Origin of the sequence: Draconibacterium orientale (genome assembly GCF_900111425.1) — a bacterium.
Classification (GTDB): Bacteria; Bacteroidota; Bacteroidia; order Bacteroidales; family Prolixibacteraceae; genus Draconibacterium; species Draconibacterium orientale.
In genome coordinates this window covers 1-25,985 of the sequence record NZ_FOHT01000047.1, presented here as the reverse complement: position 1 = coordinate 25,985, position 25,985 = coordinate 1, and the positions used below count along the sequence as shown (strand labels likewise).

The following is a 25,985-nucleotide window of genomic DNA, read 5'->3' as shown; positions in this document are numbered from 1 at the left end:
TGGTCGTTGCCCGGAGTTGAAATGAAACCTTAGTGAGAGCGGGAAGCTCCGAGGAATCGAGGAGATCACCCGTCCGAACTTAGGTTTTATGAAAATGTAGGGGAAGGACCAAAAGCAGCCTTGAATTTTCTGTTTCGTCTTTGCTTCAAGGCAAAGATGAAAGCCGCCGGCAGGCAGAAAGTTACAGTTCTTCTCTAGCTTCTATAAAATTTTTATTCCACCGGATTTTGCAGGTGATGCACTCTCCGCCATCCGGCGGTTCGTTTGCCTGAGGCTGAATAATTACGGACTTTCAGCCCTGTACTATTTTATCGCTGGTGCTTCCGGACGAAATTTAACGAATCGCTGTTAAGGTATTATTGCACGAATGTAAGCACCTGTTGTACAACTGTAAGCACCTGTTGTACAACTGTAAGTGCCTATTGCACAATTGTAACCACCCGATGTGCGAATGTAAGTACCCGTTGTATGAATGCAAGCAGACGTTGCACGATTGTTAGTACCCGTTGCATGAATGTAAGCACCCGTTGCACGAATGTATGTACCCGTTGCATGAGTGTAAGTACTCGTTGCATGAGTGTAAACACTCGTTGCACCAATGTAAGCACCTGTTGCACCTGACCTTTCCTAAAATAGCTTGACAGATTATTACTCTATTTACTGGTAGGAGTAAATGAATTTTTCTCATTTACTGTTTTACAAAACTAAAAAGTTTTTCTTTACTGTTCTTTTCTGCGTTTTCATTTTTTGTTTCTGCAAAGTTCGACATGATTTTGTGTATGCCCTAAAACTGGCGACAGGTAAATTTTATCCTCCTGCATTTTCTTACAGTATTATTTTTTAATCCTGGTTTGCAGGAACATTCTGCAGGCTTTCCCCTTTTTCCGCATTCGCCTTATAATGCCGCTTTTTCCAGTGTTTTTTTAGTACTCCTGTCTGCAAGTGTGCATCTGTTGGAAACATGAAGTCTACACTGCGGTGAGGCCGTTTGTTATTGTATTTATACACCGCAACTTTTGTGGCTTCGAGTGCTTCCTGATAATCAGAAAATGTATGGTTTAAATCGTATTCGTCCTTTAAAATCCCATTAACCCTTTCTGCTATTGCATTTTCGTACGGATCGCCGTTTTCGGTCATCGAGATATTTATTTTCGAGCCCTGTAATGATAATGCTCTTTATGATTGGATAAAGGCGCCATCTTTCGTAATTTTAAATCAAAAAATGATGCGATCTGGATTTATTTATGTGTGTTTCATGCTGGCTTTTATAGCGCTTTTTACTTCTTGTAATAATACGGCCAGAAAAAACAGTAATCAAAACTATACGCCGAACATCCCCGAGGGCTGGCAGGCCTTATTCAACGGAAATACGCTGGATAACTGGGAAATAACATCGTTCGGAACCGAAGGGCCTGTAAAGGTTACCGATGGAAGCATCGTAATTAATTACGGCGATGGTTGCAGCGGAATTACCTGGACAGATACGTTCCCGAAAGTAAATTACGAAGTACAGCTGGAGGCCCGCAAAATGGTTGGTAACGACTTTTTTTGCGGAATGACTTTCCCGGTTAACAACGATTTTTGCTCTCTGATTGTAGGAGGGTGGGGCGGCCCTGTTGTTGGATTAAGCAGTATTGATGGTGTTGATGCATCGGAGAACGAAACGCAGGTACTAAAGAACTTTGAAAAGGAGGTGTGGTACACCATTCGGCTACAGGTAACCGAAACCACAATTCGTGCCTGGATTGACGATGAAAAGCTGGTGGATTTCAATTACGCCGGACACAAACTGAATATCCGGCCGGAGGTTTCGCTTTCAAAACCGTTTGGAATATGCACCTGGATGACAAGCGCCGAGTTGCGTAATATTGCCATGCGGGAAATAGAAAGTAAGTGATGGCACTTACTTTTTCTTTTTCTTCTTCTTTTTCACCTCTTTTAATTCGCGCTCGTTTTCGCGCATTAGCTTTTGCCAGTTGTAGTCGGTGTCTTTGGTAAAATCAAGTGTTTCTTTGTAAAGGTTTTTGTCGATCTCAAGGCGATGAATGTCTTTGCCTAAAAAGCTTTCAATTTCATCCAGAATTTCACGTTCTTCTTCACTGCAAAACGAAACGGCTTTTCCTTTTTGGTTGCCGCGCCCTGTTCGTCCTACGCGGTGAACGTAGTTTTCGGCAACTTCAGGCAGGTCGTAATTCACCACAAAATCAACGTTGGGGATATCAATTCCGCGGGCACTTACATCGGTAGCGATAAGTAATTTAAGCGCGCCGCTTTTAAATCGTTGCATGGTTTGGTCGCGCTCTGCCTGTTCTTTATCGCTGTGAATGGTGTCGCTTTCAATTTCAACACGTTCCATTGCTTTTTTCACGCGCTCGGCACGTACTTTTGTTCGTACAAATGCCAGAATCTTTGCCTCCGGATTTTCTCCCACAAGGCGTTCCAGGAAAGCTCTTTTGTCATCCATTTCGATAAATGCCACCTGGTGCTCGATGGTTTTTGCCACCGGGTTTTTGGGCGATATCTGAATGCGTATAGGTTTGCTTACCAGCGAATAGGCAAGCTTTTTAATCTTTTTATTGATGGTTGCCGAGAAGAATAAGGTCTGGCGTTTTTCGGGTAAAAACCGTATCAGGTCGTTAATATCTTTAATAAAACCAAGATCGAGCATGTGATCGGCTTCATCCAGAATCAGTGTTTTTACCCCGTGCAGTTTTAAGTGTCCCTGGCTTACCAAGTCGAACAAGCGACCGGGTGTAGCAACCAAAACATCGGTACCGGTTTTTAAGCGGTCGATTTGAGGATCCTGATCAACCCCACCAATTATTACAGTGGTTTTTACCCCCGTATTTTTTGAAATGGAAACAAACACTTCGTTGATTTGCTTGGCCAGCTCGTGCGTTGGAACCATAACCAAACAACTAATTCCCTGAATATGTTGATTCAGCTTGGCCTGCTGAATATTATGAATTACCGGAATGGCAAAAGCCGCCGTTTTTCCGGTTCCGGTTTGGGCAATGGCCAAAACATCTTCGCCCCTTAACACTGGCGGAATGGCCTTAAACTGAATGTCGGTTGGACGACGGAATCCCTTTTTTTCCAGGTTGGTTTTTATGGTGTTGGATATGGAATAATCCTCGAATTTCATGTAATCTAATTTTCGGTAAAGATAACTGAATTTATTCAGTGAGACCCAGATTGCAGGAGAGAAACGAACTGTAATCTGATAGTCGAACTAATCCCGATAGCGGAGCGTATCGGGATAAATGAGTAAATACTTCGATACTTGCATCGTTTTTAACTAAATTCCATATTGATACCTCGTTAGCTTGCTACAAGATAGATGATTCAGCAGCGGCTAAAATAAAGATTGATGGAAGATTGAATATTAGATTGAGGAAGATTGAGGAAGATTGAGGAAGATTGTAAAATTGATAAACTGCTAAACTGTTAAATTGTATATCAATAATCCCGGAGCTTACATGGAGTTATTGAGTTTCGCCCTGTTGAGGCTTTTTGCCTATTGCCATTTGCCTACTGCCGCCTTTAACCCAAATACTCATTTACTTTTTAATGCCGCTAAAGCGTTGCCCAAATACGCGCCAATGAAAATCCGGGTGCTTTAATATTCAGGTCGAGGAAATAGCCAAAGGGTGTTTGTGCAGTAGTGAAATCGGCGTTTTGCAGTCGTTTTTCAGCCAGATCGAACAATTCTTTGGTAAATTCAACCGATGCCTTCGATTCGGAAAGGTGGGCAAACGAGTGAAGAATCACACTTTTGCAATTGTTCTTTCGGGCAGTCCATTTCAGGTGATTCACCAGTTTTTTCTCCCGGCTTTTCACATCTTTTTCTTCGTCGCTTTCTTCCACCTGGATAAAAGCTAATATCGAATCTGAAAATTGTGCACCCGCCGTAATTTCTTCAACTTCCTCAAGGTTTTTCTGTGCCGGCTGGTACGAAAACTCTTCAACATACATTACCAATACCTTCATTTCGTCGGTTTTTGGTAAAGATAATATTTATGTAAGTTTTGGTAAAAATTATTCACCGGCAGCTTTGGCCAGTAATTCTTCGGCCAGTTTGGTAGTCCAATCGCAAAGTTCGGCAATTTGTTGGTCGCTTAATTTTGCTTGTGGGTGAATAGCACGGTACGATTTTAAGGGCATGGATTTTCGTTCCGCTTCCTGGCAAATTTCTTCCAGTATGGTAATCTTCTCAAAAATATCCATGGTGCCCCAATCCGAAAAATTAAGTTCCGATTTGCCTTCGGTTATATGATTGTCCACCATCCACGAAACCGGCGCAATGTGGTTGTACCACCAGTAGTTTGTATGGTTCGAGTGGCAATCCAAACAGGCATTTGTTAGCAGCGTTTGAATATTTTCAGGAACTTCTACCTGCTTAAAAATATGATTGCTGCTTACTTCCTCGCTATTTTTCTCGGGTTGAAAAAACTGGATTACGATAAAAGCAAGCAGCAATGTAATTAGTGAAGATCGAACAACTATGCGCATATTACATTCCTTTTACCAGGGCTTCGGCTTCTTTTTTCGACCAATCCAATAACAATTGTTTATGATCGTCGCTTAAAGCTTTGTCCGGAAATCTTTCGAGGAATTTTTTTGGCGGCATTTCATTTTTCTCAAGTACTTCACCAATTTCTTTGTAAGTACTAATCATTTTAATTTTCGAAAGGCTGTCGAGTTTGTTGAAGTCAAGCTCTTTTTTCCGTCTTCATTTTTGGAATCGGTATTGTGGCATCCGAAACACGAATTCTGGATTACCGCTTTCACATCGTCGGGCATAGCCGGCGTTTTTGTTGGTTTGTTGGTGCCTAATGCAACCAGACTGAGAACAAAAAAAAGTGCAACGAAAATTGATAATGACTTTTTCATCTGTTTATTTTTTTAAGTTAATTCGTCAGTTGACAGCGTTTTCGAATGAGATTTCGTCATACTATTGGTATGCATTTCGTCTCACGTTTAATCAAAGATTTTACAATAGTTACGTTTATGTGCAATATAAAACACAATACTTGAGTTTTTGTTGAAAAGTTACGTGATTGATTTGAATTGATTAAAAAATACGTAATTTTCGCGGTAATTATTTTATTTACCCTGCAAAAACCATTTAAAAATGCGTTTGTATATTCCAGTTTTGATTGTACTGATTTTTGTGTGTAACTCGCTAAGCGCACAGTTGTCGGAGGGAGGGTTTCCTTTGCAGGTTGTTACTTTGAAAAGTACCGACAGGGCGTTTGTAAATATGCCGGTATTGAAGCAGAGTGTTGTTAAGGCCGCGATGGATGCAAACAAAATAACTGATGCACAGTTAAAGGCACTTACTTTTGCGCATGCTTTTAATGTTGATCTTCGCCCGTCAAATTCAGGCGTGTGGTATTCAACAAACGCAGGTTTTAATGTTTGGCGCATTACCATTGCCTCGGATAATGCCTATTCGCTCAACCTTATTTTCGATGATTTTCAGTTAAATAACAAAGCGCGTTTGTTTATTTACAACGAAGAGAATAACCAATACCTTGGCGCTTTTACCGCGCGAAACAATAAACCTTCGCAAAAATTTGCGGTTGCACCGGTTGCCGGCGATAAAATTACCGTGCAGTACGAAGTTCCCGAAGAAGAAGGAACACCGGATGATTTTACGATTACCCGCGTGAACCACGATTTTATGGGAATTTTAAAGTTTGACAGACGGCCGATTCAGGGGAAAACAGCCGGTGACTGTAATATTGATGTGAACTGCCAAATCGGCGATCGCTGGAGTGAGGTAAAAGATGCTGTGGTTCGTTTAATTGTTGATGGCAGGGAAGTATGTACCGGAACATTGCTTAATAATACTGCTGAAAACAAAAAGCCTTATGTTTTGTCGGCATCGCATTGTTACGATAAATGGGAATATGCCAAAACCACGGTTTATACTTTCAATTACGAAAGCCCGTATTGCGCCCCTTTGGATGGCGACCCGATTCATTCGCTCTCAGGAGCGATTATGAAAGCCCATTACGATAGTCTGGATTTTGCACTGGTAGAATTAGACGATTTGCCACCACCTGATTTCAGACCATATTATGCGGGGTGGGACCGATCGCCGGGAGTACCCGATTCCTCGGTAAGTATCCATCATCCACAGGGAGATATTAAGAAGATCTCGTTTGACAACGACGCCCCGGAATACGCAACATTTACTTCATCGTCGGTTAAAAATCCAAAAAACGGATCGTTCAATATATTGCGATGGGACGGAGGTGTTACAGAAGTAGGTTCATCGGGTGGTGCTTTGTTTAATATGGAAGAACAGGTAATTGGCACGTTGTCGGGAGGGGCTGCGTTTTGCGGTAACCCGGTGAACGATTATTTTGCCCGTTTTGCAATGCAATGGGATTATAGCTCCGACTCAACAAAGCAACTAAAACATTGGCTTGACCCCAAGGGCACAGGTGCTTTAGAATTAAACGGAAAACAATTTAATACCAACGAGGATTTGTGTAACGCTTTTACAAATTTAACCGATACGGATGAGCATGCAAATATTGCCTTAACCGTTTCAGGCACAATAGAAGGGTATTGGGGCGGAACCAATTCGTTAGGAATAACGGAAATCGTAGAACGTTTTTCTATAAACGGTGATGAAATTCTGGATGGCGTTTCGTTTGGTGTTGGGAAACTGGTAACCAATAAAAACAATAGCCGCATAACCGTTAAAGTGTACGATGGCGGTACTTATCCCGATAATCTGCTGTACAGTAAAGAGGTAATTATTGATAACTGGGCTGAAGATGCCATGAACTTTGTAGGTTTCGATCAGATGGTTGAGCCTTCAGGTGATTTTTACGTAGGTTTTGAATTGAGTGACGTTAATGCTGCCGATACCTTTGCGGTCTATCAATCGTTACGCGAATATGAAGATGCAGAGAACCACCTTTATGTACGTCAAAACGGTAGCTGGGAAAGTTTCACTTCGCTGAATGCCCAAAACCATGCTATGGTTAATGTGATGGAGCTGGTTGCCTGTAATTACAGCTTGTTAACAGATACACCAACCGTGGAGCAACCCAAAAACGTTTTGGTGTATCCAAATCCTACGGCAGGCGAACTAAACCTGGAATCGGATAAAGAAATTGATCCGGAGAGTGTTGTGGTGTATAACCTAATCGGGCAGGAAATAAAAACTTCAGTAATAAAGACCGATAATTTCCGTATAAAACTCAATCTGCAAGGAAACACTGCCGGTGTTTATTTTGTGCGTCTTCCTTACGGTGATTCGTATGTTACCCGCAAAATCTCATTTGTACCGTAAATAAGCACCGAACAGAAATCCAGCAGCTTTTCGCATGATCTGGATTTTAGTTGTTAAAAGTTACAATAACATTTCCAATCAGTGTCATGGGTAACTGTTCATTCGTTATGCTTAAAAAGGTATCTTATTCAGGCTTAAAAGGAAATGATGAGTGGTGAAGATTAAGCTTTAACGAGTTGTCGGCAGCCCTGAAGAATCCCATCGTGTATTCGACCTTTGTTTCCCCACCATTGGCATCAATAAAGAAGTAGTTTCCCATAATTATAGCCTGTTTAAAATTGGCAATAAAACCGTGTACTTCAAAACGCACTTTTTCCCAGGGCTGAAGCGCAAATCCCTGGTCTTCGGGAAATTCGTTGTTTCCTCCAACAAAGTACGAAAGAGCTTCTTCTTTACTTGCCCTGAACTGCGGATCGGTAGCTTTTGTAGGCTTAAAAAGTACTTTGCTTTCACCGTAACCATACAAGTCGTCAATGTGCTCTTTGGCCGCTTTTACATAATCGCCTTTCGCGGTGTAAATTTTACCGATGCGAATAATTCCGTTACCCCAGTCGTACTGTCGCTTTAAAATATCTTCTTTGCTGAATTGTTCATTCATATTTCCGTATTTTGTTATTCAGGATAACAGGTTTAGCTACGCTTAGTTCAATTCCCGGGGAACAATTTCTTCTAACTGTTCGACAGTCAGTTTTTTACCGATGATTTTTTTATGTTCGTCGAGCAGGTAAACGCCAGGCGTTTTTCGGGCGTCGTATTTAATTTTGAAGCGCGAAGTGTGTTGCGGATCCCAAACATTTATCCAGTCGAACATGTTGTGTTTGGCTAAAAACTCAGTCCATTCGCTCTTGTCATCCATCGAGTAAATGGCATACACTGTCAGTCCTTTGTCTTTGTTGGGCAGGTAAACTTCTTTGTAAAATTCAGGAACAAAAACTTTACAATGCGAACAATTGGGCTCGTAAATCAGAACTGCGGTTAATTTCGAATCAATTTGGTGCAGGTTGACAAATTCACCATCGTAAGTTTCCAGCGTGAGATCGGGAGCAGTTTTACCGATAAGGTTATCTTGCATAAAAAGTACATTTTCGCGAATAGCCTCCATCGATTCTTCTGATGCCCAAAAAGCTTCGCCACTTAAATAATAATCGCGGGCAATATCTACAAACAGGGCGTCCATGCCCATAATGTTGCTGTTAATGCTGCTATTCAGAAAGAAAGAAGTGGCAAACTGAAACAAGCGTTTATTGGGTTTTACATCTTCAATAAATTGATAAACGTATGGTTTTACGGAATCATAAGCAGGGTATAAAACTTTATTAAACCAGGTTTCAAGTTTGGTTTTGTAAAAAGGTGTGAACAGGTAACGTTCGTCGGTATAATCAAAATAATCCCAATAATGTTCTTTCTGATAGTTGAATTGAGCCAATAACAGCAAAGAATCATTCTCCTGGATTTCTTTTGGTAAGGTTGACTGGTCGAGTTTAGGAACGTAATTAGCAGTTAAAAATTTATTGAGAAATGAGTTGGGGTACTTTTTCTCCACCATCGCCCAGTAATCGTGCATTTCGTCGTTCAGTGCCTCACGTTGTTGGGCTATTTCCGCTTTTTCTGTGGCATTGGCATTTTGGTAGGCTTTGTTTAACGAGGCACTTTGTTGCTGCAGGTCGGCCAGAAAATTCATGTAATCGACAAAAGCTTCCGATTCGGCTGCGCCTTCTATTTTCGCATCCTTACCTGCAAATGTTGAATTGCTTAATTTAAAATCCTGATCAGCCCCCAACAGAAAATCAAAATGGTGGTCTTTATCCACCAGAATTTTATACAATCCTTGCGTTAAGAGACTGTCGCCGGTAAATGCGCCATGCCCGTTCGCATCAAGTTTTGCGGTGTTGGCAGCATATATTTTGTCGAGGTAATGGTAGGCCAGCTGTACTGTTTTGTTCGGAGCGCCATTAAGCTGCACCTCAATGTTATAGTGTTGCGCGCTAAGCTGGGAACTAAAAAACAGGAATAAGAGAAATACGAATCGTGGCATAAGCATTTTTAAATAATGACTTAAAAATAGGATAATTACACGAAATGGCTTGTTTAAAGAAAAATTGTTTTGATCTTGAAATATTGTAAATTCAAACCCTGTAAACAGAAACTATGCTTTCGGTAAATATCCCGGTATATAACATTGAAGTGGTGAATTTGGTTGACGAGCTTCACCAACAGGCAACAAAGTTGAACATTGATTTTGAGATCAGGGTATATGATGATGGCTCGGATGAGATTTTTAAATCGCTGAACCGCATTGTGAAAAACAAACCCAATGTTGTGTATCGCGAGATGGAGAAAAACCTGGGCAGAGCCGGTGTTCGTAATAAAATGGGAGCCGAATCGGTATTTGACTGGTTGCTGTTTATTGATGCCGATTCGAAAATTATCAGCCCGAACTATTTAAAATACTATCTGGAAAACCGGAACGAAAACCGGGTGTTGTGCGGAGGAACGGCTTATGCGAAACAAAAGCCGGCTGATGCGGAAAAACTGTTTCGCTGGACTTACGGAACGAAACGTGAGGCGGTAACGGCAGCAGTTCGTAACGGCAGCAAAGGATTTATTATAACCTCTAACAACTTTTTTATTGCGAAGGAACTTTTTAACCGGGTGCATTTTAGGGAAGAGTTGCGCGAATACGGACACGAAGATACCTTGCTGGGATACGACTTGTTTTGTGCCGGTGTAGAGATTTTTCATATCGATAATGCGCTGGAACATACCGGCCTTGAAAGTGCACAGGCATTTTTGAAAAAGAGTTGTATGGCGCTTGAGAATTTGAAAAAGATAGGAGAGGAGCTGCTTGATGGCGACAGGATGTTTTACCGCCAGGTAAACTTTTTGCAGAAATATAAACGGGTAACATTTATTATTCCATCACGAACAATCGGGCGGCTATTCAGAAAGTACCGCGAAAAAATGGAAGCGAATTTGAAAGGGCCTCGTCCATCGTTATTGATTTTCGATTTGTACAAGTTGGGCTATTTTGCGGGCATAAAAAACCGCTGACAAAAGGATTGCCAACGGTTTTTTTGATAATCTATACAAAATAGTTCAACTGTTATTCATCCAGTTGAATATCGCCGTAGCGGCTTACAACTGTAACTTTTCCGCCCTCTCCCGAACCTATTTTTCCAACAACTGTGTTTTTGTGGTTATCTTTAATACGGTTTCCTGTAAATTCATCTTCAGGATAGGAAATGCCGCAGTAATCGCAGCTGGCATCGATAGAATAACTGGCATCGTCGAGTCCCAGTGAAATCTGGCCGTAGCTGTTGGTAATGTTGATAAACTCGAAGTTTGCTCCAACTTCATCAACCTTAATACCTCCGTAACCCGATTCAACTTTTAAGCTTTTGGCCAATTCTCCAATTTTTATATTGGTGTACTTAATTTCTGCAACGAGCGATTCCAGTTCTTCAAATTTAAATTTGTCGTATTTCGATTCAATAATCACCGACTTACACTCTTCAACGCTGATATTCGAATATTTCGATTCGATATTTAACGAAGTGGCTTCTTCAATATCAAGCGGCGAGTAACTTACGTCAACATCCATGTGCGAAACCTCGCCAATATTTGCATTTCCGTAGGCCAGTGATAAACGGAGTGAACCACTTTCGGGTGTAGTTAGTTCGTAAGCGGTAAAGTTACCGTATTTACACGTGAAATCGCCGTTTCCGGTAAGTCGGGCAACGATGGTGTTGCCATACTTGTTGTTAATTTTCAGGTCTTTGTCCGACGGAATATTCACTTCGTAATCGATACTAAAACTTCGGTTACTTTTAAAGTTATTTTCAATTTCGGTAACCGCTTTTACAGCACTTCCGGTTTTTCGGATATACACTTCCAGCATATCCAGCAAATCATCGGCTTTGTTCTCGTTAGGCGCATCAACAGTAATGGTTACATGAATAACTACCGAGTCGCCAGCCGAATTATTGATTTTCACTTCGCCAAAACGGTTGTCGATTTCCAGCGATGATACCTCGTTGTTTAACCATGATTCATGGTACTCTTTTGTTTTTTCTTCAGCAAATACTGTTGTTCCGGCTACTAAAACGCCGATGGTTAACAGTGCTGCAATTCTTTTTAATGCCTTCATTTTATTCTGGTTTTAATTTTTACTACTAATTCTTTCCATCCAATTTACTGTGCATTACATGGCCGTTGTTTCCTGTTCAAATTCTTGTGTTTTCTGTTGTACTTCTTCTAATTTGGTAATGATTATGTATATAACACTAAGCTTAGCCTGATAATATTCTAACATGGCGTTTATTACGCGTTCATCGTTTGGGTTGGCTGCTAAATCCTTCTGCAGGTTTTGGTAAAGTGTTTCAAACTCGGCCAACTCATTGTTCATCATAGTTTGTTCGTCTTCCGAAATCAAACCTTCTTCAATCCATTTGTTCCACTGCTCCATACCGGTGTTAATCGAGCTGGTGTAATAATATTCAACTTCCTGGTATTCGGGCGAAACAGATGCAAGAGTAAGGCTTGCCGATTCTGTTTTCGAATTAAAAATTCTCTGGTTATCAGGCGAAAAATAGATAAACGCCTGGTTGGTTGCCAAAAATACAAATACAACGGCGGCAGCAACTTTCAGAATAATATTCAGATTTATCGTTCTTTTCTTTTTATGTTGTGCATTAAGTTTTGCCTCAAATCGTGCAAAGTGGCCTTCCATTGGTTCGTTATCGTTTAACGTTTCAATGTTATCCAGTATCAGTTTTTCTATGTCATCTCTTTTTTCCATAATCTTAATTGTATGAAAATATTTCCTTCCCTTTCAATATTTCTCGTAACTTATTTTTCGCTCTCAGCAGCTGGGTTCTCGAGGCTGAATTCGAAATGCCCAAAATCTGGCTGATCTCTTCGTGGTCGTAACCTTCAATCAGGTACAGACTTAATACCACCCGGTAGCCATCAGAAAGTTCCTGTATCGACTGTTTTAACACCCGGGCGTCCAGTTCTCGTGTATCCATGCGGCTTTCGGCAATTTCTGTGGTACGTTCGTTTATCGCCTCAAATTGTACTTTTCGTTTCTTTAAACAATCCAATGAACGGTTTACAACAATACGCTTTAACCATGCACCGAAGCTTACTTCGCCTTTGTAGGTGTCAATCTTTTTAAATGCACTTAAAAAGGCCTCCTGTATTACATCTTCGGCTTCCATCTGGTCATTTACGATCCGCAGGCTTACGTTGAACATGGCTTTGTAATAAAGCTTGTATAGCTGGAATTGCGCCTTCTGGCTTCCTTCCCTGCACTGATCGATGATCTCCTGATGAATATTTTTATAAAGTGTATTCAATCTTTTATTTTTCTGATTCAATGACGATGGCAATATATCAATGTTGCATACGTTACGAAAATATTTTTTGTTTTTCGGATAGTTTTTGCGAAATGTTTTTGCGATTTTTTTTATCAAGGTGTTTAGTAGGAGCTTTTTAGATAAAAATTATGGAGCTATGATTTAATAAGGAGCTGAAAGTGGTTTAAGGAAATAGTCGCGATTGACGAGCATCCGGTATCCAGTATCCAGCATCCAGTATCTGGGCATCCATCATCCGGCTACAACGAATTATAATATTCAACCAGCTCCATCATCTTGTCGGCCTTACCGGGTTTTATTTTATTCTTCTTTATAAAACTTTCCATTTTATTTTGATGATCGGTGAAGAAATTCTGTAAATCCTTTTTCGATTCAATTCTTACTGCAGCTTGCTGATTTAATCGCAGGTAGTAAGTATCAGGACGTTTTTCAAATTTTGCAGGTTCAGGTTCACTGTATGCAGCGGCTTTTTTCGGTTTTTTGTAGAGCACTTCAGGGCGTGCGTATAAACTAAGCTTACCTTCGGTTAAAAGTATAAAATACGCACGTTTTACTTTGTTGCCAAGCGCATAAGGGATGTTTGAAAAAGTATTTTCTCCGAGCACTGCTTTATCCACAATTTCTGGTGCTGCTATGGCCAGAACCTGGTTGTTGGGTGTTTGAAATTCCATTTCGTCGTTATAAATATTGTAACGTAACGGAATATCGTTATACTGAATTTTCTGGTAGGTGAAAATGGTTCCTTTTATAAATTCATCGTTAAAATAGGGCGAACCTTCAATATCGCTTTCGGTGAGAATATGCCTATATTCTCCTTTTTGCATTCTGTTCGATTCGAAAAAATCGATTGCATTTCGGATATCATAAATATTTTGCGCAAAAAGTCCTGTACAAGAAAACAGTAATATGACGAACAACGAAATGTACTTTTGCATGGCTAATAATTTTTTTGGGTTATCAGTGATGTTATTCATTTCCAATTGTTTTCATTTCTGAAGTTTATATACTCAAAAGTGTTAATTAATTTGAGATAGTTAAAATTTATTATTGCTAATTTTGCACGAAAATAGATTATGCAAAAACCAGAACTTCTTTTACCAGTTGGAAATCCAGAATCGTTTTATGCCGCTTTGCGTGGTGGAGCCGATGCAATTTTCCTGGGATTAAAACAATTTAACGCCCGCGGAAGGGCAAAAAATTTTACCAACGGGCAGCTTGGCACCATATTAAAAGAAGCCAAAAAGAAGAACATTCTGGTTTACATTACCTTAAATACGGTAATAAAAAACAATGAAATCCCGGAATTGCTCGATTACCTGAATTTTTTGAACCAGGTTGGTGTTAATGGAGTGATCATTCAGGATTGGGGCGTTTTTTATATTGCTCGAACCTATTTCCCCAATTTGGTGTTGCACGCCAGCACACAAATGGCCATTCATAATTCAACCGGAGCCAATTATGCACATAAAAAGGGGATAGAACGAGTGGTTCTGGCCCGCGAACTCACTTTGCACGAACTCAGCAAAATTTGCAAAAAGAGTAAGGTGGAAACCGAAGTTTTTATTCATGGTGCGCTGTGTTATTCTTTCTCGGGCATGTGTCTTTACAGCAGTTATGCCGGGGGCAGGGGAGCCAACCGCGGATTGTGTACCCAACCTTGCCGACGCACTTACACGGCTCAAAATACGCATCAGTATCTCTTTAACTTAAAAGATAACCAGCAAATTGATTTGGTTAACCGTTTTGCAAAAATGGGAGTAAACAGTTTAAAAGTTGAGGGCCGTATGAAATCGGGCGAATACACTTACCGAGTGGCACAAGCCTACCGAACTGCACTCGACGAACCCAATCAAATTGAAAAAGCCAAAGAGCTTTTGTCGCTTGATTTTGGGCGTGAGAAAACGGCCTATTTTATGGGAAAAGATGTAAATAAGGCCATTTCAGAAAAAACGGTTGCCGGTGTTTTTCTCGGCAAAGTTGAGCAAATAAAAGGGCAGAATATTTGGTTAAGCTCGCAAATGACTATTGAGCCGGGCTTCCGTTTGCGTTTTCATATTCCGGGCACCGAAAAGCAGGAAACGGTAAAGGTGCGCGAAGTAGCCGAAGAGAATGGTTTGTTTAAAATTCATTCGGGCGGAAAGCAGGTAAAACCCAACAGCGAGGTTTATTTGGCGGGGATTAGCGATGTGAAGTTCCCATCGAAACTGGAAGACACAACTGCTCATTTTAAACAATTGAATTACGGAAACAAACAAAAGATTCTGAGTGCATTAAAAGGCCGGGAAAATGGTCGCAATGAAGAGTTTTATTTTCGCGTAAACTCCATGGAATGGCTAAAAAAGATGAACCTGAATGAAATGGAAGGTTTGTTTTTGGCTTTTTCTAAAATTACCTGGAGCCGCTTCGATCCGGAGGTGCCGTTTATTCAAAAATTCAGGGAGAAAATTTACATCGAACTGCCGAAGTTTATTCAGCAGGATGCTTTGCAGTTTTATCGCGAGCTGATTGCCAAAATGGTAAAATGTGGATTACGAAACTTTGTTGTCAGTCATATTTCGCAACTGGACCTGATTCCGCCAAAGTGCCGTATTATTGCCAACGAAAATGTGTATGTTTTTAATGATGCTGCCGCCTGTTTTATCAAAAACGAAGGAGTGAGCCTGTTCTCGTATCCGCAGGAAATTGATTTTGAAACGCTGTTTTCACTGTCGCACAAAGACGGAATTGTGCCGGTTTATTTCCACCCCGAATTGTTCCATTCACGCATGCCAATAGCCATGAAAGATGGAAATGATGAGCTGTTAGATGATATGAACATTAAGTTGCAGCGCTTCCGCCGAAATGGAATTACCTCAATTGTTCCGCAGGTTCCGGTTTCCATTTCGCAATCGAAAAACAAATTGAAAAATAATGGCTTCCACCGTTTTTTAATTGATTTAAGTTACGAGCCGGTTTCAAAACACCGGGCTAAAACCGTAAAAAGCCGTATTCTGCGATCGGAGCAAATTCAACCATCGAATACTTTTAATTTTAATAAGGGATTAAAATAGGATGTCACCTTTTTAAAAGATGACATCCTTATCCCAGGCTTTCAGGCAACAAAAAAGCAGGTCCGAAACCGAACCTGCTTTTTTTATGTTGTTGTATTTATTTACTATCCATCGTTCATCGATGCCAGGAATTCTTCGATACTTGCCGCACGCATCAAGCGTGTTTTCATAAACTCCATTGCTTCCAGGGCGTTCATATCGCCAAGGTAGTTGCGTAAGATCCACAGTTTGTCGAGAACTTCTTTCGAGAATAAAAGGTCTTCGCGACGGGTACTCGATGTTGGAATATCCACAGAAGGGAAAATACGTTTGTTCGACAATTTCCGGTCGAGTTGCAGTTCCATGTTACCGGTACCTTTAAACTCTTCAAAAATAACTTCGTCCATTTTCGATCCGGTTTCGGTAAGTGCCGTAGCCATAATCGTTAATGAACCACCTTCTTCAATGTTTCGTGCCGCACCAAAGAAACGTTTTGGTTTATGCAGCGCATTAGCATCAACACCACCCGAAAGTACTTTACCCGATGCTGGCTGAACGGTGTTGTAAGCACGTGCCAAACGTGTAATCGAGTCTAACAGGATAACCACATCGTGTCCACATTCGGTTAAACGTTTTGCTTTTTCCAGTACAATGTTGGCCACTTTTACGTGTTTGTCAGCCGGCTCATCAAAAGTTGATGCAATAACTTCGGCATGTACGCTGCGTGCCATATCGGTAACCTCTTCCGGACGTTCGTCGATCAGTAACACGATCATGTAAACCTCGGGGTGGTTGGCTGCAATGGCGTTGGCAATTTCTTTCAGCAATACGGTTTTACCGGTTTTTGGCTGGGCAACAATCAAACCACGTTGTCCTTTACCAATTGGCGCAAACATATCAACCACACGTGTTGAAATATTATCGTGGCCATTTCCGGTGAGGTTGAATTTCTCATCAGGGAATAAAGGAGTGAGGTGATCGAAAGGTACGCGGTCGCGAATAAACTCCGGGCTGCGTCCGTTAATCTCTAACACTTTAATCAATGGGAAATATTTTTCACCTTCTTTTGGCGGGCGAACTGTTCCTTTTACGGTATCGCCGGTTTTTAAACCAAAAAGTTTAATCTGCGACTGCGATACATAAATATCGTCGGGCGAGTTCAGATAATTGTAATCCGATGAACGTAAGAACCCGTAACCATCGGCCAAAATCTCGAGTACGCCGGTGTTGGTAATAATACCTTCAAACTCGAATTGACGCTGTTTCTGGCGATTTCCCTGCTGCTGACCCTGCTGTTGCTGGCCTTGCTGCTGGCTTCTGTTTTGTTGTTTCTGACGGTCGTCTTTTCCGCCGGTATTTTGTCTTTGCTGATTTTGCTGACTTTGTTGATGCCTTTGCTGGCCTCCACGATGTTGCTGCTCTTTGTTTTGTTGAACTTTAACTTCGGGTTTTTGCTGTTCTTGCTGTTTTTCCTGAGCTTGTTGCTCTTGCTGTATTTCTTGCGTTGGTGGTTTTTGCTGTTGTTGCTGAGGAGCTGTTTTTGTTTCTTCAGGTTTGGCCGCTGCTTCAATATCTTGTTGCTTTGGCGCCGCAGCTGTTTTTTCCTTTGTAAAACCTTTTATTATGGCTTTTATCTGGTCCTGACGCGTTTGAACTTTATCGTCAATTTTGTCGCTTTGTTTTTTTCTGGGACCTGAGCCAACTTTTTCGCGTTTTACCGTCTCCACTCTTTGGCGAGGACGTTTGGAACGGCGCGGTTCATCGTCATCAGAAGTGTTTCTGTCGGATTGATTTTTACGATTACCGGCTTCTCCTTTTTCGTCTTTAGGAGCATTCTTTTTGCCTTTGTTTTCAGCTTCAAGAACAGCCTGGGTATCTAAAATTTTATAAATAAGATCCTGTTTCTTGTAGGATTCTACACGTTTAATATTGAGCTCTTTAGCGATCTCTTTTAATTCAGGAACAAGTTTCTTGTTCAGTTCTAAAATATCATACATTATATTATTGTTATAACTTTTCTCGATTAATAATTGTTGAAAAAATTCTTGGAACAATTGACGAGGAGGGTGATTTTCTTTTGAAATCGTGTGCAAGTATAAATAAATACCTGCTTGTAAACAAAAAATTGAAACTCTTTTTTCTTCCTCTTTCTTATTTTTAGGTAAAATTAAAACTTTTGGTTCGTTCGTAAAAATATATTTCCAAAAAACGATTCAATTTGCTCAGTAGAAAGTTCTGATTGTAAATACTATACGTTTAAACAGACCAAATTGTTTAACTTTCTGTCCAGGAGTTTTATTTGGTGGTTTATAAATAGTGTGGAAAATTGAGGCCGCTACTTAACGCCTTTAAGCCTGATAATTGACGCAAGACCACGGTGGTAAAGACCTTCATCCAATTCGATATCGGCTTTATGTGTTGATACTGAACTGAAATATTTAAAGTCATTTTCTAATTCTTTTTCATCGAATAAGAAACTGATATCTTTAGGGCCTCCTGTATTTCTGTTAATTTGTTCTTTCGAAAAACCTTCAAGAATTAATGTGCCTCCGGGTTTTAAATACGACGCTAATTTTTGGTGTACTTTATTACGCATATGTTCCGGCATATGGGCATATGTCAAACAAATACAATCAAAATACTCATTTTCAAAATCGGCATTTTCATAATCAGTTACCTGGTAATGGATAGAAGTATTATGTTTAACAGCTAAGAGCAGTGCTTTTCTTTTTCCTTCAATACTTGGATCAAAAGCTGTGACTTCCCATCCTAATGTTGCGGCGAAAACTGCATTTCTTCCTTCGCCTTCTGCCGGGAACAGTACTTTGCCCGGGGGGAGTTGAGGCAATTCCTTTTTCAAAAAATCGTTTGGCGCTTCACCGTAGGCATATGCTGTTGCGCTGTATCTGTCGTTCCAAAAATTGTTCATTGTTTCTGTTTAAAGTTGAATAAACAAATTAGATTACAAGAAGTTTATTCATGAATATTGCGTGAGAATTATGGTGTAATTCTGCATGTTTTCAACCGCTGATTTCTGCAATTCTTAGAAGAATACAAGTTGTTAGTTGTCTGTGAGTAAGGTTTGTGAGGTGTTTCTGATTTTCTGGTTAATTTAATTTTCAAAACCGGTTAAACGGGAATGATTATTTCAAATTTTCGTTAGCGGCATTTTAAAGGGAAAAAAATTAAAAAAATTGATCTTGGTTTCCCCCAACTATTTATCCTCTTCGCCGCTTTTTGTTTCGATGAGAACGACTCCGTTTGCTCCCCTTGCTCCATAAATAGCAGACCCTCCATCTTTTAAAATATCGATACTTTTTACCGTATGTGGAGGGAGCATTCCCAATATACTTCCTTCCCGCTCAATTCCATCCACTACAATTAATGCAGCATTGCTGCCACCCATCGTATTATTCCCGCGGATTATTACTTCATCGCCAATCACCTGAACGCCCGAAAACTTTCCTCTTATCAGTTCATACATATCTGTATATTTCGAGAAATTATCATGGTCGTCTCGTAAACTTGAAATTGCATTCAGTTTATCTTCATCCTGTACATGCCCATAACCAATGGCCAGTGATTTTCCTTCTTCGCCCGGTTTAAGGTGTAAATTAACCGCAACAAACTTTGTGTTTTCTTTTAGTTTAACGTTTTGCTTATTAAATCCATGGGCGAAAAAACTTAATTTATCTTTATTATTACAAGCAACCGAAAACCGCCCAAGGGTATCTGTTTTAACTACCTGCCCGGTACTTTTTACCTGAACTTCCACACCGGATAAAGGTAGGTTTTCGAAAGTGGTTACTTTGCCCTGAATACTTCGATCCTGAGCATTCAAGCCAGTTGCAATAAAAATACAAACTACAAATAGTATGGGTATGAAAAAACGGTTATTCATGGTTTATTGGTTTTAGTTATTTGTTGAAATCGAATTAAAATTAGTGCAAAAAATTGAATTAAGTTTCTGATTTGTATAAATATGTGCGGGAAACTAGTTGAAACGAGCATGTAATATTACATCCTCAAGGATATTAAAATACGTGCGGCTTTCATACTATACCACTACAAACAAACAATTTTAATGGCCAGAGATGAAAGAATTTTCAGGCAAAAAAGAATCCGGCAATTATATTTTGCTACGTGTATAATAAAGTCGCCAGGTTCTCTTTTTACCATAAAATCATTGATAACCGTCGAGTGTTTGTTAAGTGAGTTGATACCAGTAATTTTATTTTACCTTCTGAATCTTTAGGCATCCAGTCCTGATAAAAAGAAAAAGGTATGGTTCCGACATTATATGCAATTATTCCAATAATTTCACCGGTGTCTGCAATAATGTATTGATTGGCAGATTTTTTTCGCCGAGATAATTTGTAATGTCAAAAATCTGTTCTTCAAAAGGCACAGCAGAGTAGATGCGTTTTTAGAAATGATTTGCTGCCAATAATTGAAAATGTAGCATATTAGCACACAAAAAGCGTACTCCACATTTGCAGAGTACGCTTTGTATTACGTTCTGGTTAAATTAATCTTTTTTATAAACCAGTTTACCATTATGGATTACGTTACCTAACTTCATACGGTAGAAGTATACGCCGCTTACCTGTTCTTCAGGTTTAAACTCAGCATTATAAGTGGTGTTTTTTTCCACAAAACCATCGAATACGGTTTGCACCATTTGCCCTGCCATATTGTAAATATCAATTTTAGCCTGGGTTGCTATTGGCGAAACAAATTCGAAACGTACTTCTTCGCTAAATGGATTCGGGTAAACCTTAAGGTCGGTATACTCGAATTCTTCAACTTCTGTTGTAATTTCAGCTGATTTTTCTGCTTTCACTGTGAAATCAGAAGTACAGGAAGCTACCGGTTCGCCAACTTCATCACCTTCAACATAAAGATTAAATATAACAGTTGTTGTTGTGCCACATTCCGGCGCTTCTTCTGGAACTGTTTTAATCGTATAATCTCCTTCACCTGTGTAATAAGCTGAATTCACCCATGCTGGCCATGCATCAGAAAGGTCTGCACATGCAACTCGTGTTTTAGTTGGACAAATAAGCTGAACTTCTTCACCCGGATCCGGAGCAGTAGGTTGGTCACCCACATCGTGTATATCCAACCACGTGCCGTCCTCGAACCAGACGCGAATGACGTAACCGGAGGACGCGACTTTGTTAACGAAGTCGAAACGCAGGATGGCTTCACCTGTTAGAAGTGTACTGCCATACCAAACCCCCTCACCATCCGAATTGAGAATGGCATCTTGTGAATAATCATTTCCTTCCCAGATAACTTCGGTAATATTACCAGTGACCAGCCAGACCTTAATCAGGTTGCCGTTACTTGCAGGCCACTTAATCGTGACTTCATCAATCACTTTATTGTGGCCTGTCATATTAGTTAACCTGGCGGTAAGCCGCTTACCAAGGGTTGTCAAATCAGTTAATGTTATACCAGGACCAACGGTTACTCTTGCATCATCAGAGTCTGTTTGCGTTCCTTCGGAATCCTCACCGGATGCGTATCCTGTGTTAGGTATCTCATATTCAACGGTCACGTTACCACACGATTTTATGTAGCCATTAGCATTGAAGCGGGCGATCGTGAAGAACGCAATCTGCCAGTTGTCGTCGACACCTTCAACCGGTCCGGCTGATTGTCCCCAACCGCCTGTGAAAGGATCGGAGCAGGAGAGATGCATCTCGAATGCCGGATCATCCCCTGGTGGGTCAAAAATGATGTCATTTCGGGTAAGACTGGTAATTATTGTTACTTGATCCGTGATATTTACACCATTCAGAAATACGCCATCACCATCAGTTGATCCTTCGAGAACGCTACCGTTTACGAAGACAAAGTAAAAGTCGTCACCGGCACCTGTCCCGTAAGGCGTAACGTCATCTAAGAAAGGTGCTGTTAGATAGGTAACCTCGATCGTGTCTGACTTACCAGCCGGAATTTGTAATGTACAATCCAGGTGAGGACCATCCCATGTGCCAGTACCACCGTCATCAGGAGTCACACTAACACTGGTAATTTCAAGTGAAGTATGTACGGTATCTTTCACCGAAACATCTACCGCGTCAGATGGGCCTTCATTGCTCACTACCAGGGTAAACTTCTGGAATGTACCTTGCGGTGCCTGTATCACCGCCGGATCGAATTCCTTCTCAATCGATAGGTCGATTATCACCTTAATGTCAATATCGTCGTAATCGCTGTCTACGACCTTAATACCGGTGTCGTCGGTTGCTTCAGCATTTACCCATGCATCGTTAGGAACGTTTCTTTTACCATTTAATCCACCAACTCCATTTGCCTCTTCAACATCAGAAGCAACCTCGAAGTCAACAGTAATAGTTGCTGAAGTGCCCGGAGTCAGTGACTCAATTAGCCATTCAACCATTTGAGCATCCCCATCGGTATCGGCATCTGTGCCATCGGTACCGGAAACACCTGTCACAGTAAGGCGGTCATCAACTTCGTCATAGATTTCAATATTACTCAACGGTGCAGAACCATCATTGGTTACAACCAGAGTAAAAGAGCTGGCTGCACCACCTGCTATCACCTCGTCATCTGCAAACGTTTTTACGATATTAATGGATGCCACCAGAATTTCCTGATCACAAGTGCTGGTATTGCCACAATCATCGGTAGCTGTCCAAGTACGGGTAATCGTTTCTGTGTCGCAACCAGGTGTTGTACTTGTAGCATCCACATAAGTAATAACCACATTAGCATCACAATTGTCTGTAGCTGTTGCAAAGCCAGTTCCATTTGGACTTGTGACGTCACCGCAATTGACAACCGTTAGCGGAGGGCAAGTTATTTCCGGAGGAGTAACATCGGTTACTGTTATTACCTGTGAAGCGGAAGTTTCATTGTCACATTCATCGGTAGCCGTCCAAGTACGAGTAATTGTATAGTTACCTGCACAGTTTCCTGGAGTAATCACTTCTGCGAACTCAACTCCCAGCGGAATTGGGCTGCAGTCATCTGTAGCAGTTACAACTGCAGGTTCAGGTATGCTTGCGCAGTCTGCATCTGCATCAGCAGGAACATCTGCGAGTACCGGAGGAGTAACATCGGTTACTGTTATTACCTGTGAAGCGGAAGTTTCATTGTCACATTCATCGGTAGCCGTCCAAGTACGAGTAATTGTATAGTTACCTGCACAGTTTCCTGGAGTAATCACTTCTGCGAACTCAACTCCCAGCGGAATTGGGCTGCAGTCATCTGTAGCAGTTACAACTGCAGGTTCAGGTATGCTTGCGCAGTCTGCATCTGCATCAGCAGGAACATTTGCGAGTACCGGGGCAGTATTATCTTCCACAGTAATCACCTGAGTCTGGCTACTGCTGTTGCCGCAGTTGTCGGTAGCAGTCCAAACACGAGTTATTGTGTAGCTCTGGTCTGTACAGCTTCCATCGTCGGTTTGCGTACTTGTTTCGTCAAGAGTAATTACCGGGTCAGGATCGCAGTTATCTGAAGCTGTTGGTGAAGCTGCTGCCGGAACGGCATCGCATTCAACGGTTACATCATCAGGAACACCTGCAAGAACCGGGGCAGTATTATCTTCCAAAGTAATCACTTGAGTCTGGCTACTGCTGTTGCCGCAGTTGTCGGTAGCGGTCCAAACACGAGTTATTGTGTAGCTCTGGTCTGTACAGCTTCCATCGTCGGTTTGCGTACTTGTTTCGTCAAGAGTAATTACCGGGTCAGGATCGCAGTTATCTGAAGCTGTTGGTGAAGCTGCTGCCGGAACGGCATCGCATTCCACAGTTACTTCAGCAGGAACTCCTGACAATACTGGGGCTTCGGTATCCTGAACAGTTATTGTCTGAACACAACTCGATGCATTTCCACCGCAGTCTGTTGCCGTCCAGGTTCTCTCAATGGTGTAGGTCTCTGAGCATGTTCCGGCAATTTGATTGTCGGTGTATGTAATTGTTGGTGTTGGTGTTGGGTCGCAGTTATCAACTGCTGTAGCTGTTCCGGTGTTACTAGGGGCAGTGCTTTCGTCACATTCAAGGATCACATCTACCGGACATGTGATTACCGGAGCAGTTCCGTCCACGGTAATACTGATTGCACGACTGCAATCACCGCCTTGAGAAGGTATTACTTGAAATGTGTAATCGCCAACTGCCAAACCAGTGAAAGTATATGGTGAGGTAGCATCAGTAATTGTTTGATCATTTAATATTACGCCATCTAGATACAATTTTAGGGTGTAGGGAGCAAGTCCGCCAGCCCAGGTAACCTCAATTGTACCATCAGTGTCATCGGGACAACACACTTGACTGCCTGTTGCTCCACAGCCTAAACCGACAAGCGGTAATACACCGGTTGGCTCGCACCAGGAATTGTTTGTGTCGTCCGTATCATCGCTGATAGTGGTAACATGCACTTTGTTCACCAGATCGCCCGTGCAACTGGAACCAGCTGAACCCGACAAACTAACTCCTCCAGTTGCCGTTGCCGGTGCATCATTATTTACGGTTACAGTGACTGTATAAGAAACTGATTCGCCAGGTGCTAATGCACCAACGTTCCATTGTACAGCTCCATTCGGTATTAAATCTTCAGAATCTGTGTTGATAAAACCACCATCAGAAGCAAATACAAAGGTTACATTTGGGTCTAGTTCATCATATACAACAACACCATTTGCAACAGAGGGACCAGCATTGAATGCTGTTATTTCGTAGGTTAGCGTTTCTCCAACTAAAATTGGATCAATATCATCTGTTTTGGTAACGGACAAATCCACATCAGCATTGAAGAAATTACTTGGTTTTAGTAACGGTACCGTTTGATTACCAGTCGAGATCGCATCACCATTAACAAGTGTAATTGTTCCACTGTTGGAGACATTGATCGTTTGATCAGACCCGGTGGCTGCAACAATAAGACGGGATTGAACATTTCCTCCAATCCCGGCGGGGATATCATCATCTAAAACCAACCATGCTTCTACAACAACTTCGTCCCCATCTTCAAGACCACTTACAGTGAAGATCCCTATAATTTCGTCGTTTATTAATGACCAGGTATAAGTATCGACAGTAGCTTGAATGCTACCATCAGTATAAGCGCCATCGCCAGTATCTATGAATGCACCTAATACACCGTAGCCAACATCATCTCCACGGGCGTCATAACCAAAATCACCTCCATTGGTTGTTAATGTGTTCCAGCCGACTACGAAGGTTATTGTGCCATTCTCAGGGGTAATATCGCCATTAACTGTAATCATGATCTCGAAAGGAACGATTTGCCCCAGGGCCATGTCCTCGGGAGCTAAACTTTCAACTCTAACATCGGAGGTTCCATCATTAAAATCTGAAAGAGGAATTAAAGTTGAACCATCACTAGATCCCTCTGGAACAGTAAGATCGTCAGGAAAAGGAATAGCAGGAATATAAATTGAAGGATCTGCAGCTGCAAGATTGATGGTATAAGCCCCACCACCATCGGTAAAACTATTCCAGGCTGTTAAACCGCTAGTTGCTCCGGTTGCGGTTAGCAAAAAAGATTCTCCCAGATCAGATGGATCAATAATATAACTGTCGTTAAAAATATCGCCATTTGCATCGGCAACAGCTTCAAGATATTCATCATCATGATTGAAAGTTGTATGGTCAAGCACCATGTTTACTGTTTCCCCGGGCAACCAACCTGACCCGGTAATGACAACTGTTTCTCCTGGCAGGTAGTCAAATTTATCCGTTTTTATTGTCGTCTGTCCAAAACCGACATTAGTTGCCAGTAATAAAATCCCCATCATTAGCATAAAAATCACCATATGGGGTGTTCGAAAAGTTTGGTAAAGTTTTTTCATCTTGTTTGTTTTTTAGGTTTTTATTAATCTGATTTTTTTGTGCAAAACATAGCAGTACCCGGCCTTGTGGCAAGGCATAAACATACAGCGCATTTATAAGAACACGAGGTTTGTATTTAGATAGCAAGTCTGCGGCCCACAGCAGTTGCTTGCGGCAAGCCCAATGCTTAGCTCAACTAACTTATTGGGGAGTAGAATTGTCTATGGAAAGATTTTATTTTTTCCATACGTTCAGTTTAAAGTAAATTGCTGTGATTGGTATAAAGAACCATCATTTTTTATCACGAATCACTTTATGAAATTTAAGAAATATTAATTGAATATCCGTAAATACTCATAATTTGATTTATTTCATTATCTTTAAGGTAGTTAAAACGATATAGATGAACCTATTTACTTTCACAGCACAT

General features: G+C 41.1%; 20 protein-coding genes. 4 read left to right on the top strand and 16 right to left on the bottom strand.

Annotated elements, in window-relative coordinates; translation table 11 throughout:
• Window positions 1-840: 840 nt before the first annotated feature.
• Entirely contained in the window at window positions 841-1,143 is a 303-nt protein-coding gene (locus BMW53_RS19025; protein WP_256999172.1) for an integrase core domain-containing protein, read from the bottom strand.
• Between the two features lie 79 nt (window positions 1,144-1,222).
• Between BMW53_RS19025 and BMW53_RS19020 the strand changes: the two genes are divergently transcribed.
• A complete protein-coding gene (locus BMW53_RS19020) occupies window positions 1,223-1,897 on the top strand; it encodes a 3-keto-disaccharide hydrolase (RefSeq protein WP_081804916.1) in 675 nt (224 codons plus the stop codon).
• Between the two features lie 6 nt (window positions 1,898-1,903).
• On the opposite strand, the gene BMW53_RS19015 is transcribed toward BMW53_RS19020, so the two are convergent.
• The 5 genes from BMW53_RS19015 to BMW53_RS18995 all read right to left on the bottom strand — a co-directional run bounded on the left by BMW53_RS19015 (window position 1,904) and on the right by BMW53_RS18995 (window position 4,893).
• On the bottom strand, window positions 1,904-3,145 hold the full coding sequence (locus BMW53_RS19015; RefSeq protein WP_038562746.1) for a DEAD/DEAH box helicase: 1,242 nt from the start codon (window positions 3,143-3,145) through the stop codon (window positions 1,904-1,906).
• 431 nt (window positions 3,146-3,576) lie between these two features.
• Complete coding sequence (locus tag BMW53_RS19010) at window positions 3,577-3,990, bottom strand: threonyl-tRNA synthetase editing domain-containing protein (protein WP_038562741.1); 414 nt, start codon at window positions 3,988-3,990, stop codon at window positions 3,577-3,579.
• Between the two features lie 48 nt (window positions 3,991-4,038).
• On the bottom strand, window positions 4,039-4,512 hold the full coding sequence (locus BMW53_RS19005) for a heme-binding domain-containing protein (protein ID WP_038562738.1): 474 nt from the start codon (window positions 4,510-4,512) through the stop codon (window positions 4,039-4,041).
• A gap of 1 nt (window position 4,513) precedes the next feature.
• Window positions 4,514-4,678 carry a heme-binding domain-containing protein gene (locus BMW53_RS19000; RefSeq protein ID WP_245749074.1) on the bottom strand — a complete coding sequence of 55 codons (165 nt, stop codon included), beginning with the start codon at window positions 4,676-4,678 and terminating at the stop codon, window positions 4,514-4,516.
• Window positions 4,675-4,893, bottom strand: a complete 219-nt coding sequence (locus BMW53_RS18995; protein WP_051568074.1) for a hypothetical protein — start codon at window positions 4,891-4,893, stop codon at window positions 4,675-4,677. The genes BMW53_RS19000 and BMW53_RS18995 overlap by 4 nt, the downstream gene beginning before the upstream one ends.
• 241 nt (window positions 4,894-5,134) lie before the next feature.
• Here BMW53_RS18995 and BMW53_RS18990 point away from each other — a divergent pair, with 241 nt between their 5' ends.
• Entirely contained in the window at window positions 5,135-7,315 is a 2,181-nt protein-coding gene (locus BMW53_RS18990) for a T9SS type A sorting domain-containing protein (protein ID WP_038562734.1), read from the top strand.
• A 124-nt stretch (window positions 7,316-7,439) separates the two neighbouring features.
• Here BMW53_RS18990 and BMW53_RS18985 read toward each other — a convergent pair whose 3' ends face one another.
• Together BMW53_RS18985 and BMW53_RS18980 are read right to left on the bottom strand one after the other, a co-directional pair.
• Window positions 7,440-7,913 carry a metal-independent carbonic anhydrase family protein gene (locus BMW53_RS18985; RefSeq protein ID WP_051568073.1) on the bottom strand — a complete coding sequence of 158 codons (474 nt, stop codon included), beginning with the start codon at window positions 7,911-7,913 and terminating at the stop codon, window positions 7,440-7,442.
• A 42-nt stretch (window positions 7,914-7,955) separates the two neighbouring features.
• Window positions 7,956-9,350 (bottom strand): peroxiredoxin family protein, encoded by a 1,395-nt coding sequence (locus BMW53_RS18980; RefSeq protein ID WP_175463520.1) that lies wholly within the window; start codon window positions 9,348-9,350, stop codon window positions 7,956-7,958.
• Window positions 9,351-9,463: 113 nt separating this feature from the next.
• Between BMW53_RS18980 and BMW53_RS18975 the strand changes: the two genes are divergently transcribed.
• On the top strand, window positions 9,464-10,366 hold the full coding sequence (locus BMW53_RS18975) for a glycosyltransferase family 2 protein (protein WP_038562722.1): 903 nt from the start codon (window positions 9,464-9,466) through the stop codon (window positions 10,364-10,366).
• Between the two features lie 52 nt (window positions 10,367-10,418).
• On the opposite strand, the gene BMW53_RS18970 is transcribed toward BMW53_RS18975, so the two are convergent.
• From BMW53_RS18970 to BMW53_RS18955, 4 genes are all read right to left on the bottom strand, one after another.
• Window positions 10,419-11,462, bottom strand: coding sequence for a DUF4097 family beta strand repeat-containing protein (locus BMW53_RS18970; RefSeq protein WP_038562716.1), 1,044 nt, complete (start codon window positions 11,460-11,462; stop codon window positions 10,419-10,421).
• 54 nt (window positions 11,463-11,516) lie between these two features.
• Window positions 11,517-12,113 carry a hypothetical protein gene (locus tag BMW53_RS18965; protein WP_038562710.1) on the bottom strand — a complete coding sequence of 199 codons (597 nt, stop codon included), beginning with the start codon at window positions 12,111-12,113 and terminating at the stop codon, window positions 11,517-11,519.
• A gap of 4 nt (window positions 12,114-12,117) precedes the next feature.
• Window positions 12,118-12,672, bottom strand: coding sequence for an RNA polymerase sigma factor (locus tag BMW53_RS18960; protein WP_038565580.1), 555 nt, complete (start codon window positions 12,670-12,672; stop codon window positions 12,118-12,120).
• A 260-nt stretch (window positions 12,673-12,932) separates the two neighbouring features.
• On the bottom strand, window positions 12,933-13,667 hold the full coding sequence (locus tag BMW53_RS18955; RefSeq protein ID WP_038562705.1) for a hypothetical protein: 735 nt from the start codon (window positions 13,665-13,667) through the stop codon (window positions 12,933-12,935).
• A gap of 99 nt (window positions 13,668-13,766) precedes the next feature.
• On the opposite strand from BMW53_RS18955, the gene BMW53_RS18950 reads away from it, so the two are divergent.
• Window positions 13,767-15,743 (top strand): peptidase U32 family protein, encoded by a 1,977-nt coding sequence (locus BMW53_RS18950; RefSeq protein ID WP_051568072.1) that lies wholly within the window; start codon window positions 13,767-13,769, stop codon window positions 15,741-15,743.
• 104 nt (window positions 15,744-15,847) lie between these two features.
• Here BMW53_RS18950 and rho read toward each other — a convergent pair whose 3' ends face one another.
• The 4 genes from rho to BMW53_RS18930 all read right to left on the bottom strand — a co-directional run bounded on the left by rho (window position 15,848) and on the right by BMW53_RS18930 (window position 25,575).
• Window positions 15,848-17,719: a transcription termination factor Rho gene (rho, locus tag BMW53_RS18945; RefSeq protein ID WP_038565576.1), complete on the bottom strand. Its 1,872-nt coding sequence runs from the start codon at window positions 17,717-17,719 to the stop codon at window positions 15,848-15,850.
• A 338-nt stretch (window positions 17,720-18,057) separates the two neighbouring features.
• Window positions 18,058-18,651, bottom strand: coding sequence for a class I SAM-dependent methyltransferase (locus tag BMW53_RS18940; protein WP_038562699.1), 594 nt, complete (start codon window positions 18,649-18,651; stop codon window positions 18,058-18,060).
• Window positions 18,652-18,936: 285 nt separating this feature from the next.
• Entirely contained in the window at window positions 18,937-19,623 is a 687-nt protein-coding gene (locus BMW53_RS18935) for a TonB-dependent receptor plug domain-containing protein (protein WP_038562694.1), read from the bottom strand.
• Window positions 19,624-20,250: 627 nt separating this feature from the next.
• On the bottom strand, window positions 20,251-25,575 hold the full coding sequence (locus BMW53_RS18930) for a T9SS type A sorting domain-containing protein (RefSeq protein WP_083404966.1): 5,325 nt from the start codon (window positions 25,573-25,575) through the stop codon (window positions 20,251-20,253).
• Window positions 25,576-25,985: the final 410 nt, after the last annotated feature.